11 protein-coding genes are annotated in these 12,280 nt (G+C 53.3%); all 11 read right to left on the reverse strand.

Annotated features, from left to right (window positions below; genetic code table 11):
- Window positions 1-12: 12 nt before the first annotated feature.
- The 11 genes from ACMAY6_RS10575 to hscA all read right to left on the reverse strand — a co-directional run bounded on the left by ACMAY6_RS10575 (window position 13) and on the right by hscA (window position 12,276).
- The gene (locus ACMAY6_RS10575; RefSeq protein ID WP_435211676.1) at window positions 13-1,611 is read right to left on the reverse strand and encodes an isocitrate lyase; all 1,599 of its coding nucleotides are present in this window, start codon (window positions 1,609-1,611) and stop codon (window positions 13-15) included.
- Window positions 1,612-1,744: 133 nt separating this feature from the next.
- Window positions 1,745-3,163, reverse strand: coding sequence for a ribosome biogenesis GTPase Der (gene der / locus ACMAY6_RS10580; protein ID WP_435211678.1), 1,419 nt, complete (start codon window positions 3,161-3,163; stop codon window positions 1,745-1,747).
- A gap of 3 nt (window positions 3,164-3,166) precedes the next feature.
- A complete protein-coding gene (gene bamB, locus ACMAY6_RS10585; protein WP_435211680.1) occupies window positions 3,167-4,348 on the reverse strand; it encodes an outer membrane protein assembly factor BamB in 1,182 nt (393 codons plus the stop codon).
- Window positions 4,345-5,010 (reverse strand): YfgM family protein, encoded by a 666-nt coding sequence (locus ACMAY6_RS10590; protein ID WP_435211682.1) that lies wholly within the window; start codon window positions 5,008-5,010, stop codon window positions 4,345-4,347. The genes bamB and ACMAY6_RS10590 overlap by 4 nt, the downstream gene beginning before the upstream one ends.
- Window positions 5,011-5,013: 3 nt before the next feature.
- Complete coding sequence (gene hisS / locus ACMAY6_RS10595; RefSeq protein WP_435211684.1) at window positions 5,014-6,294, reverse strand: histidine--tRNA ligase; 1,281 nt, start codon at window positions 6,292-6,294, stop codon at window positions 5,014-5,016.
- A gap of 11 nt (window positions 6,295-6,305) precedes the next feature.
- Window positions 6,306-7,433, reverse strand: coding sequence for a flavodoxin-dependent (E)-4-hydroxy-3-methylbut-2-enyl-diphosphate synthase (gene ispG / locus ACMAY6_RS10600; RefSeq protein WP_435211685.1), 1,128 nt, complete (start codon window positions 7,431-7,433; stop codon window positions 6,306-6,308).
- 25 nt (window positions 7,434-7,458) lie between these two features.
- On the reverse strand, window positions 7,459-8,232 hold the full coding sequence (gene pilW / locus ACMAY6_RS10605) for a type IV pilus biogenesis/stability protein PilW (RefSeq protein ID WP_435211687.1): 774 nt from the start codon (window positions 8,230-8,232) through the stop codon (window positions 7,459-7,461).
- Window positions 8,229-9,395 (reverse strand): 23S rRNA (adenine(2503)-C(2))-methyltransferase RlmN, encoded by a 1,167-nt coding sequence (gene rlmN, locus ACMAY6_RS10610; RefSeq protein WP_435211688.1) that lies wholly within the window; start codon window positions 9,393-9,395, stop codon window positions 8,229-8,231. The genes pilW and rlmN overlap by 4 nt, the downstream gene beginning before the upstream one ends.
- Before the next feature lie 22 nt (window positions 9,396-9,417).
- Complete coding sequence (ndk, locus tag ACMAY6_RS10615) at window positions 9,418-9,843, reverse strand: nucleoside-diphosphate kinase (RefSeq protein WP_435211689.1); 426 nt, start codon at window positions 9,841-9,843, stop codon at window positions 9,418-9,420.
- Between the two features lie 238 nt (window positions 9,844-10,081).
- Complete coding sequence (gene fdx / locus ACMAY6_RS10620) at window positions 10,082-10,420, reverse strand: ISC system 2Fe-2S type ferredoxin (RefSeq protein WP_435211690.1); 339 nt, start codon at window positions 10,418-10,420, stop codon at window positions 10,082-10,084.
- On the reverse strand, window positions 10,417-12,276 hold the full coding sequence (gene hscA, locus ACMAY6_RS10625) for a Fe-S protein assembly chaperone HscA (RefSeq protein WP_435211692.1): 1,860 nt from the start codon (window positions 12,274-12,276) through the stop codon (window positions 10,417-10,419). The genes fdx and hscA overlap by 4 nt, the downstream gene beginning before the upstream one ends.
- Between the last annotated feature and the right edge of the window lie 4 nt (window positions 12,277-12,280).

The raw sequence follows: 12,280 nt of genomic DNA on the forward strand, positions 1-12,280 counted from the left end.
AGGCAATAATACTTAACCAAATTGGTTCATGGTGTTATCCGCACCACCTGCTTTGAGCGCAGCATCACCAGAGAAATACTCTTTGTGATCGTCACCCATATCAGAGCCCGCCATATTTTGGTGCTTAACACAGGCGATACCCTGACGAAGCTCCTTGCGCTGCACCCCCGCTACATAACCCAGCATTCCGGCTTCGCCGAAGTACTCCTTAGCCAAGTTATCGGTTGAAAGTGCCGCCGTATGGTAAGTGGGCAGTGTAATCAGGTGGTGGAAAATTCCTGCTTCCCGAGCGCCGTCAGCTTGAAAAGACTGAATACGCGCATCAGCTTCAGTCGCTAATTCAGTTCCATCGTATTCGGCACCCATGAGGGCATCACGGTCGTAGGCAGCCATGTCTTGACCCGCTTCAGACCACGCATCAAATACCTGCTGACGGAAGCTGAGAGTCCAGTTAAAGCTTGGGCTGTTGTTATAAACCAACTTAGCGTTGGGTACAGCTTCCCTGATGCGATTCACCATACTGGCGATCTGACCCACGTGGGGCTTCTCAGTTTCAATCCAGATAAGGTCGGCGCCATTTTGCAGTGACGTAATACAATCGAGGACCACGCGATCCACCCCAGAGCCCTTCTTAAACTGAAACAAACCTGAAGCCAGTCTTGCAGGCTTCAATAGTTTGCCATTGGCCTTAACAACAACGTCACCGTTGGCAATGTCGTCGGCTGAATCGATGTAATCACCGTCTAGGAAACTGTTGTACTTGTCACCGAGGTCCCCAGGGGCATCGGTTACCGCAATTTGCTTGGTCAGACCTGCGCCCAGCGAATCGGTTCTCGCCACGATAATGCCATTTTCAACGCCCAACTCTAAAAAGGCGTAGCGAACTGCGCGAATCTTAGCCAGAAAATCGGCGTGGGGTACGGTTACTTTGCCGTCTTGATGCCCACACTGCTTTTCATCAGAAACTTGGTTCTCGATCTGGATGGCACAAGCACCTGCCTCAATCATGCTTTTAGCCAAAAGATAGGTGGCTTCCTCATTGCCAAAACCGGCGTCTATATCGGCGATGATTGGCACAACATGGGTTTGAAACTCTTCGATTTGCTTAGTGATGCCCTGCACTTCCACATCATTTCCAGCGGCTCGCGCAGCATCGAGAGCTCGAAAAAGCCCACCCATCTCGCGGGCGTCTGCCTGTCGCAAAAAGGTGTATAGCTCTTCAATAAGGCTGGGCACCGATGTTTTCTCATGCATTGATTGGTCGGGAAGCGGGCCAAACTCTGAACGCAGGGCCGCGATCATCCAGCCTGAAAGATACAGGTACTTTTTATCGGTGGTTCCAAAATGCTTTTTAATGGCAATCAGCTTCTGCTGGCCAATAAAACCATGCCAGCACCCCAAAGACTGCGTGTAATGCGCGGGGTCTGCGTCATACGCGTCCATGTCCTTGCGCATAACGTCTGCCGTATATCGAGCAATGTCGATGCCAGTTTTAAAGCGATTCTGAGCGCGCATCCTGGCGGCGTACTCGGGGTTGATGTCGGCCCAAGAGGATCCTGCCTGGGCAACTACACCCTCTAACTCGCCAATCGTATCCAAATAATGACTCATAACGACTCCTTTAAAGTCTAGGGAATTGGGCTCAATGAGACCGCTGAATTAAGTTGACCGCGATGCTAATGGGTCAGGAGGTATTTTTAAAGAAAATGCTAAATATTATTAGCATTCACTGGATGAATGCCGCTTATTGTCCCTTACGCTGCTTTTTCTTCTTCTCAGCCTTTTTAATGTGGGACATGAGGCGCTGTCGCCGGCTCTCTTGACGCTGGGTCAATTTATTACGCTTACCCGCATAGGGATTATCACCCGTGCGATATTGAATACGTATAGGTGTGCCATGAAGCTCCAGCACGCGACGGAAGGTTTTTTCCAGATAGCGCGCGTAACTGGCGGGAAGCGCGTCGGTTTGACTGCCGTGAATCACCACGATCGGTGGATTCTGTCCGCCCGCATGCGCGTAACGCAATTTAACCCGACGGCCGTTTACTAACGGTGGTGGATGGGTGGCAACGGCATCTTCGAGAATGCGGGTTAATTTGTTGGTATTGAGTGACGTCGTCGCAGCCCGGTGCGCCTGGTGGATAGACTCATAAAGGTGCCCTACCCCAGTACCATGAAGCGCTGAAATAAAATGCACATCGGCATAGTCGACGAACTGTAAGCGCCGATTGAGCTCGGAGCGAATCCAATCGCGCTCGTCGCTGGCAATTCCGTCCCATTTATTAATAGCGACGACCAAACCACGACCCGCATCAATGCACTGCCCCAAGAGGTGCAAATCTTGCTCGACCAATCCCTCGTGAGCGTCCATCAATAAAATAACGACATGGGCTTCGTTGATCGCTTTGAGTGTTTTCACGATCGAAAACTTTTCGACCACTTCACGAACGTTCTTGCGTCGCCGCACACCCGCAGTGTCAATCAGCGTGTACGCCTGATCATGACGCTCATACCTGATATAAACGCTGTCTCGGGTGGTCCCTGGCTTGTCAAACACAACGACCCGCTCTTCCCCAAGCAGGCGATTAACTAGGGTAGATTTCCCCACGTTAGGGCGCCCCACCACAGCGACACGAATACTGGGGTCATTGAGGGCATCAGCGGGTGCTGCTTTGGGCAACGCGTCGATAACACTGGTAATCAACTGCAGCACGCCTCGGTTATGCGAGGCCGCAATCGTGTGTAATTGAGGGCAACCTAAACGATAAAAGTCGCTGGCTGCGATATCCTCCCCAACGCCATCAATTTTGTTGACGACCAAGTGGAAAGGCTTACTGCGCTGACGCAAATAGGCAACCAGACTTTCATCTCCCGGATGCAAGCCTGCTCGGCCATCAACAAGGAGCAGTACGATGTCAGCTTCATCGATAGCAACCCGTGACTGATCCGCCATAGCGGCATCGATGCCCAATTCCTCACCGCTAATACCGCCGGTATCAATAACGATAAAGGGGGCATCACCTATCTTCCCCTCACCATACTTTCGGTCTCGAGTGAGACCCGAGAGATTGGCAACTAAGGCATCCCTCGATCGTGTCAGTTGATTGAATAAGGTCGACTTACCAACATTGGGGCGCCCGACTAAGGCGATGACGGGAAGCAAGTGCTACTCCAGCCCCGCCACGTCATAGGCCATGAGCTTGCCGTTGTTACTGTAGATATATAGCCGATTACCTTGTGCAATCATATCCGCACGCGCGCCACTGCCATCGGGGCGAGTGCGACCGACAATATCACCGTCTACTTGAGAGAAAAGGTGCAGATAACCCTCAAAATCCATCAGCGCTACGTAACTTGAAACTGTCGTAGGCCTACTGAGTCCACGGTAGCCCAGCTGAATGTTTTGCCAACGCACGCCCTGCCCGTTGCGCAAATACGCGCTCACGGTCCCATCCTGGTCAGCCACGTAGACGTTACCAAACCCCACCGCGACACCTGAAACTGAGGATACATTTTGCTGCCATATTTTACGGCCTACGCGCAGGTCTACAGCGGCAACGCGCCCTTGATAGCTAGCCGCATAAAGCTCTCCGCTCTGCATCGCCATGCTGCCATCAATATCGACAATCCGTTCGATTTCAGATCGTCCCTGAGGAATAGCAACACGCGCCTCCCAAGCAACACTGCCATTATCAAGGGACAAAGCCAGTACCTTTCCGTCAGCAAAACCCGCGATCGCAAAATTATCGACCACTATCGGTGTTGAAGTGCCTCGCAGCGTTAGCACCGGCACATCACTTAAATGTACCCAGCGCTGCTCGCCGGTTTCGTGGTCAAAAGCAATAAGCTTACCGTCGTAAGTCTGGGCAACCACCAGCTCACCATTACCCTGAGGCGCAGCCAGCACCTCGCCCGATACATCAGCTCTCCAAACCTCGGAGCCGTCGCTGGCATTCAGACGCAACACAGTGCCATCAGCACCGCCCAGAAATAGAGAGTTTTGGTGGTAGCCAACCCCGCCGGAAATCGCAAGACCCAACTTCGCGGACCAGAGCTTCCGCCCGTTAGTGGCATCAACCGCCGCCACCACACCTTCAGCGGCAGCGACGTACAGGGTATTGTCAGCCAGCACAGGCGTTATCTTATAAAAGCCCTTACCCTGCCCATCACCAATCGATGTGGACCAACGCTTGGAGAGTTTGACCTTCTGATCGATATCAGTGAGCTCCACGGGCTGCGTCGGGTCGTACTCATCATCCGAGAACCAACCGCCAATAGTTTCACAGCCCGCCAGCGTTGTGACAGCCAGACAGACGGCCACTAATTTAGGTAGCTTTAAACAGTTCAAGAGGCCTCCTCAGCTGGCGCTAGACGGGATTCAAGACTCGTTATTTTTGTATCCAAAATACCCGGTGGGTTCCCCAGCGCCAATAGTACGGCGCGCGCTTCGCGGTAGGCACTTAACGCCTCCACGTGTCGGCCCTCAGATACTAAAATATCACCCTTCGCCATCGCGTAAGCCGCCGGATACGCGCCTTTATTTGAGTCCAAAATAGTCAAGGCGGCTGTGGTATCACCTTGGTCGGCCAGCACTCTAGCTAGGCGCAGTTGAATCAGTTGTCCAAGCTCAGAGTTTTCGCCCTCTTTTGTCAGAGCCCAGCGCAACTCACTCTCTGCAACATCCAAGTCACCTGCTTCAACCGCAAGTGCGGCAAGCTGAAGTGCGGCAAAGCGGGCATAAACCGTCCCGCTGAAGTCGTCCTTTAAAGACTCGGCTAACGCATTGATGGTTTCGATCGAACCACTATCGCCAGACTGCACTGCGACCTCTATGGCACCCCATGCGTCTGAGGCCATTTCGGCCTGCTGGGCTGACCAGCCCTGATACTGCTGCCAACCCACCGTACCAGCGACTGCCAATACGACCCCCGCCATCGTACTCTTGCCGTTTTCATCCCACCAACGCTTGAGTGCTTCAACCTGCTCGTCATCGTCTAGATGATCTGCCATGCCCTATTCTCCAATTTTTTCAGCGAATGATTCCGCCAAAAATGCTGACAATTGATTATCCGGGAGCGTCACTTGCTCTCCCTCACTTCGTAATGGTTTCAAGGTAACAGACTCACTTGCCACTTCAGAGTCTCCATAAACCAGCGCAAATCTGGCACCGCTGCGATCTGCGCGTTTAAACTGACTTTTGAAACTCCCACCGCCCAGGTGGGCTTGAATGGCTTGCCGAGGCAATGCCCGCCTCAGTGCCTCAATTCGGGGAATTGCATGCAGTTGAGCTTCCTTGTCCGCAGTCACGACATAGATGTCGGCCTGAGGCGTGGCATGAGCCTCCAAACCTTTAAGCAACAACACCAATCGCTCTAACCCTATTGCAAACCCAGCGGCGGGTGTCCCACGGCCACCAAACTGCGCTACGAGGCCATCGTAACGGCCACCACCGCATACCGTACCCTGCGCACCCAGTGCATCGGTGGTCCATTCAAAAACTGTTTTATTGTAGTAATCGAGACCGCGGACCAAACGGTCGTTCACCACATAGGGCTGCCCTGCCGCGTCCAACATCGCGAGGAGGGCTGCAAAGTCATCTCGCGACTCCTCATCGATAAAGTCTGCAAGGGTTGGGGCACCTACCAATAGCGCCTGAGTATCCGGATTTTTGCTGTCCAATATACGCAAAGGGTTTGTCTCAAGTCGACGCTGGCTATCGTCATCCAGAGCCTCTCGATGATCAGACAAAAACTCCACCAAGGCCGCTTTAAACAACCCTCTCGATTGGGGGCTCCCTATGGAATTTATTTCCAGGGTCAGCAACTCTTGCACATCTAAGCCATACCAAAGGGCGTTCGACAGCAAAATCAACTCGGCGTCTAAGTCGGGGGTTGCAACGCCAAACCCCTCAACACCGAGCTGATGAAACTGTCTCTGTCGACCTTTTTGAGGCCTCTCGTACCGGAACATAGGACCTTGGTACCACAGTTTCTGCACCGTCTGCTGAAGATTGTGCTGCACGACGGCGCGCACACACCCCGCTGTGCCTTCTGGGCGCAGTGATAGGCTCTCACCATTGCGATCAGCGAAGGTGTACATTTCCTTTTCGACAATGTCAGTGACCTCCCCAATTGAGCGGGAAAACAACTGAGTGGATTCGATAATAGGCAAACGAATTTCTTGGTAGCCGTACTGCTGTAAGACGCCTGCAGCAACACCCTCCAACTGCTGCCAAAGGGCGCTGTCTTCAGGAAGAATGTCTACCATTCCACGCACTGATCGATAGTCGGTCATAAGCTTGTCTGTTAGGTGCTGCGGAGAATGATCTGTTCGTCAGCGGCCGCACGTTCTGATACTAATTGATCGGCACGTTCACGGATTACAGACTCTAAGTGATCGACAAAATCCTGATTACTGACTTTGTGATCGGGCTCGCCGGCGATGTAAATCAAGTTGCTGGGCGTGGCTCCAGTAAGGCCAACATCGGCCTCCCTAGCTTCTCCCGGGCCATTAACAATGCAGCCAATCACGGCGACGTCCATGGGCGTCCGGATATCTTCCAAGCGACGCTCTAATTCGTTCATTGTACCGATCACATCGAAATTTTGACGCGAGCAGCTGGGACAGGCAATGAAGTTAATGCCGTTGGCACGGAGCTTGAGGCTTTTGAGTATTTCAAAACCAACTTTGACTTCCTCTACCGGATCGGCCGCTAACGAAATACGAATCGTATCGCCAATACCATCCAGTAACAGGGCACCCAACCCCACAGCCGATTTCACGGTACCACCCCGCAAGCCACCGGCTTCAGTAATGCCCAAATGCAGCGGCTGCTCAATTTGGGTGGCAAGACTTCTGTAGGCTGCCTGAGCCATAAAAATTTCGGAGGCCTTAACACTAACTTTAAAATTCTCGAAGTTATAGCGATCCAAAATATCCACGTTGCGCAGCGCCGATTCCACCAGTGCCTCTGCAGTTGGCTCGGGGTATTTCCGCATCAGCTCTTTGCCCAGTGATCCGGCGTTGACGCCAATTCGGATCGGAATTCCACGATCCTTACAGGCTGCAATCACTTCTTTAACTTTTTCCTCTCTGCCAATATTACCGGGGTTGATGCGTAAACAATCGACACCATACTCGGCAACTTTCAAGGCGATCTTATGATCAAAATGAATGTCGGCGACGAGGGGGACGGAGACCTGCGCTCGAATGTCTCGAAAGGCGTCTGCTGCTTCCATACTGGGCACCGACACCCGCACTATGTCAGCTCCAGCATCGGCGATAGCACGAACCTGCGCCACAGTAGCAGCCACATCACAGGTTTCAGTGTTGGTCATGCTTTGGACGCTAATGGGGGCATCGCCCCCAACGGGCACGTTGCCAACCATGATCTGACGACTCTTGCGCCGTTTAATGGGTGATTCCTGTTTCATGTCACCGACCGATCGAGATTTTTTCTCATTGTAACCCTTGCTGGGCCTGCAGTGCTCGATATTCCTGCGAATCAGGATAGAGATTACGCAGGGCAAGCTCGTAACTGCTCTGGGCATCTTTGTCGCCAGAGGCGCGTGAAATATCAACACCTAACATAAACCCGCGGGGCGACTGACGCGGCACAACCGTGCGATAAATCCCATAGTAGGATTCAGCATTGGCAACATCCTCAGCCGCCAGTCGCAGGTAACCCATTTCTAAAAGCGCAATGGGGTTTCGTCGATCCATTCGCAGAGCACGACTAAATGCATCTTCCGCACCGGCACCATTTCCAAGATTTAGTCGGCTCATACCTAAATTAATATAGGCTAGTGGTCGGCCGGAATAGAGAGAATCCTCCGCTACGATCGCAAACTCCTGCTCTGCCTCTTGGTAACGTCCCAGGAAAAACAAAAATGCGGCGTAGTTATTCCTAGCTCTGGACAACTTGGGATCTATTCTCAGCGCTCGTTTGAAACTTTCCTCGGCGCGCTCGTATTCACCCGTACTTTGGTACACCAGCCCAAAAGCCTCGTGGACCGACGCATTACCCGCATCAATATTGTTTGCGAGCTCAAGGTTTCGCTTCGCGTTCTCCCAATCACCTCGACCAATGTACTGCCGAGCCAGCTCAACTCGGCGCTCTAGGGCCGCTTGAGGATCCCCTTCATTGTCTATACCGCCCACGGTCTCGGTGATACACGATGACAGCAAGCAAACCGTGGCCATAACGAATACGCTTAAAATCACGGACTTCATGTTCGGTCACCCTCCGTCACGGCATTACTTGCCGAATTCAACTGACGGTATCGCTCAGAACGTCGGGTCCGGTCAACTACTTCTCCTACTAACTGGCCGCAGGCAGCATCAATATCATCGCCCCGGGTACTGCGTACCGTGACGATAAAACCTGCATCAACCAGAACTTGCCAAAAACGCGACACGGCGTTGCCACTAGGCCGATCAAATCCTGAGTTCGGAAAATGATTGAAGGGGATCAGGTTAATCTTACAAGGGAAATCCTTGAGCAGGGCACTCAGCTCTCGCGCGTGTTCCGGCTGATCGTTTACCCCTGCCAACAATGTGTACTCAATGGTCACAACCCGTTTCCGGTCTGTCTGAGCATCAATGTAGTTTTTAGCGCTTTGTAGCAGTTGCCGGATCGGATAGCGGCGATTGATGGGGACAATTTGATTGCGAATTTCATCATTGGGGGCATGTAAAGACACCGCTAGGCTGACGTCTGAGAACTCCGCCAAACGATCCAGCGCCGGTACAACTCCGGAAGTGCTTAAAGTTACCTTTCGCTTCGACAAGCCGTAGGCCAGATCATCGGTCATAAGGCTCATGGCAGATACCACGTTGTCAAAATTAAGGAGAGGTTCCCCCATTCCCATCATCACAACGTTGGTCACTATACGACCTTTACCCGACTGCCAACCATCGTAAGAGTTGATCGCCAACCAGACCTGACCGATGATTTCTGCTGCGGTGAGATCCCGCTGAAAGCCCTGCTTTCCCGTGGAACAAAATTTACAGTCGAGACTGCAGCCCACCTGAGATGAGACGCATAAAGTCGCCCTCCCCGCTTCCGGAATCAAAACGGCTTCCACCAACGCGCCCCCGGCAACCCGAATGGCCCATTTCCGAGTCCCATCGGCGGAATCCTGCTGATCGGCAATTTCTGGAGGGGTAACGGTAGCCAGCGACTCTAACTTTTCGCGCAGCCCCTTGCCTAAGTTGCTCATTGCTGCAAAGTCGATCACGCCTTGATGGTGAATCCACTTCATCACCTGCTCAGCGCGAAACCGCTTCTCGCCCTGATCAGTGAAGAAACTCTCCATCTGCTGGCGACTGAGCCCCAACAGATTGACCTTTGCTGCGGCACTGGAGCTCGCGATCAAGCTGTTGGCGACCGTCATAATGAAACGTCAGCGGGGCGCCTTAGCGCTCGCAAACCTCATTAGCGGCAAAAAAGTAAGCTATTTCACGAGCGGCTGACTCGGGAGAGTCTGATCCGTGAACCGCATTCGCATCGATAGTGGTCGCAAAATCGGCACGGATCGTTCCCGCTGCAGCTTCCTGAGGGTTCGTCGCTCCCATTAACTCTCGATTTTTAGCGATGGCACCCTCGCCTTCGAGCACCTGGACAACCACGGGACCCGAAGTCATAAATTTCACCAAGTCATCATAAAAAGGACGACCTTTATGCTCAGCGTAAAACCCCCCTGCGGTGGCGTCAGACAGCTGCACCATGCGAGACGCCGCTATGCGCAGCCCAGCTGCCTCAAAACGCGTATAAATTTCGCCGATAACATTTTTGCCGACAGCATCAGGCTTGATAATTGATAAGGTACGTTCAGTCGCCATGGGGCACTCCGAGTAGGAAAAAAGTTGATACAAGGGCTTCATAGCCCCCATTTCTAAGCGCGCAAATTATAAATGAGGGGCGCGGCTATGTCATCGTCGACTAATTACCCTAAAACGGCTCCCCGCAGTACCCGGTCAGCCCAAGATTTGGGGGTTCTCACCAGGCCATCACAGACCAAATACCGCTTACAAAGGTTGCAAATGGCCCTCGGGGCATCCGCTATTGGAATAACGGGGTTCAGTGATGCTCCCGGGCGTGGTTGATGGTGTAACGTGGGATTTCAACCACCAAAGGCTCGTCCGCGACGAGAGCCTGGCAGGACAGCCTAGACTCAGGCTCCAAGCCCCAAGCCTTATCAAGAAAGTCTTCCTCGAGCTCATCGGCATCGTCTAGGGACGCAAATCCCTCACGAATGATGATGTGACAAGTGGTACAAGCACAAGACATCTCGCAAGCATGCTCTATGGCGATATCGTGAGCCAATAAAGCATCACAGATTGATGTTCCAACCTCTGCTTCGACAACCGCTCCCTCCGGGCAAATATCGCCGTGGGGCATAACAACTATCTGGGTCACGACTCCGCTTCTCCTTCCAATGTAGTCACTGAGATACCACCCAGCGCTGACTTAATACTGCGATCCATGCGCCTTGCAGCTAATAGTTCAGAGGCGCGACCAGTCACTTCGATCGACTTCCTCAAACTCTCAATGTCATTGCCTTGGCTGGCATCGACAAGGCCGTTGACTGCAATCATCAGTGACTCTCGCTCATGATCGCTCAAGAGATCTCCGTCACCGGCAACAGCCGCCTGAATACCCGCAACCAGCTGCTCAGCCTCAACCTTTGCTTCCGCCAATTGACGGGCATGCATATCCTCAGAGGCATGCTCATAACCCGCGCGTAACATTTCAGCGATATCGTCTTCGGCAAGACCAAAGGCAGGCTTAACCACCACACTAGCCGTTGCCTGCGTCGTGGCTTCTTGCGCCTTCACCTCGAGCAGCCCATCGGCATCAACCTGAAAAGTTACCTCGAGTCGTGCCGCACCGGCCACCATAGGCGGAATACCCGCCAATTCAAAAGTCGCCAATGAGCGACAGTCCGCAACGCGCTCTCGCTCACCCTGCACAACGTGCACAATAAGGCCGGTTTGGCCGTCTTTAGCCGTCGTGAACTCCTGCGCTCGAGCTACAGGAATGGTCGTATTTCTAGGCACAATACGCTCCACCAACCCGCCGTAGGTCTCAACGCCCAAAGATAGCGGAATGACATCGAGCAATAGCAGGTCTTCAGCGTCGCGATTACCAATAAGTAAGTCGGCTTGCCGCGCCGCACCCATCGCCACCACGCGATCCGGGTCAATACTGCTCAACGGCTCCTTGCCAAAAAGTGCCGCCACCACTTCAGCTACGATTGGCATGCGGGTTGAGCCACCCACTAAGATGACCTGATCAATCTCTGAGACACCAGCGTCCGCAACACATTGGCGGCATGCGTCGAGACTACGATTCACTAGGTCAGCACAAGCACTATTAAAAAGTTGTCGCGTCACCGTAACAGTCCCGCCACTACCGACAACGTCGTCGAGACCAACTTCGATCTCAGCTTCAGTAGTAAGCGCCTCTTTCACTGTACGTGCGCAGTGGAGTAAGGCCCTTTCTTGAGCGGGACTCAAGGTGCCCAATCCGGCGCTGTCGCGGATTATCTCGACCAATCGCCGATCAAAATCATCCCCCCCGAGAGCGCTGTCACCCCCAGTCGCCAGAACCTCAAATACACCCCGCTCTAGCCGAAGAATAGACACATCAAATGTGCCACCACCAAGGTCGTAAACGGCGACTACACCCTCGTCACCAGAATCGAGCCCGTACGCGACAGCTGCTGCTGTGGGTTCGTTCAGCAAGCGCAGGACATTGAGTCCACTGAGCTCTGCCGCCTGTCGGGTGGCTAAACGCTGAGCATCGTCAAAATAGGCAGGCACCGTGATGACAACCCCTGCAATGGGTGTGCTGAGTGACAGCTGAGCGCGATCGCGAAGAGCCCCCAATAACGCTGCAGAAACCTCTACTGGGGTGACGGGTCCCTGAGAAGTTTCAAAGGCTACGCCGCTTTCTGCGAGCTTGATGTAGCTACTCGAGGCGATCTCCTCTCGGCTTCGACCAAGGTACCGTTTGGCCGATGCAATAGTGTCGTGGGGCGCTGATACGGCCAAAGCCTCCGCCGCCGAACCAACAACAACGCCTTCATCTCCGAAGTGCACGACCGAAGGCAAACACGCAGCGCCGTTCTCGTCGGTCAAGACTTTAACGGCACCGTCGCTGACGTGCGCCACTAAGCTATTAGTTGTTCCCAAATCAATACCCAGAGCCAACCTTCGCTCCGCAGGCTGATTGGCGACCGCACCGGGTTCGGATATCTGTAGCAAAGCCATGGCG

This window comes from Luminiphilus sp. nBUS_16, from assembly GCF_051201645.1.
Lineage (GTDB): Bacteria > Pseudomonadota > Gammaproteobacteria > Pseudomonadales > Halieaceae > Luminiphilus.

Excerpts from the sequence above, each read along its gene's own strand:
- hisS (WP_435211684.1), bottom strand. The coding sequence starts at position 6,294 with ATGACCGACTATCGATCAGTGCGTGGAATGGTAGACATTCTTCCTGAA.
- pilW (WP_435211687.1), bottom strand. The coding sequence starts at position 8,232 with ATGAAGTCCGTGATTTTAAGCGTATTCGTTATGGCCACGGTTTGCTTG.
- hscA (WP_435211692.1), bottom strand. The coding sequence starts at position 12,276 with ATGGCTTTGCTACAGATATCCGAACCCGGTGCGGTCGCCAATCAGCCT.
- ACMAY6_RS10575 (WP_435211676.1), bottom strand. The coding sequence starts at position 1,611 with ATGAGTCATTATTTGGATACGATTGGCGAGTTAGAGGGTGTAGTTGCC.
- ndk (WP_435211689.1), bottom strand. The coding sequence starts at position 9,843 with ATGGCGACTGAACGTACCTTATCAATTATCAAGCCTGATGCTGTCGGC.
- rlmN (WP_435211688.1), bottom strand. The coding sequence starts at position 9,395 with ATGACGGTCGCCAACAGCTTGATCGCGAGCTCCAGTGCCGCAGCAAAG.
- ispG (WP_435211685.1), bottom strand. The coding sequence starts at position 7,433 with ATGAAACAGGAATCACCCATTAAACGGCGCAAGAGTCGTCAGATCATG.
- ACMAY6_RS10590 (WP_435211682.1), bottom strand. The coding sequence starts at position 5,010 with ATGGCAGATCATCTAGACGATGACGAGCAGGTTGAAGCACTCAAGCGT.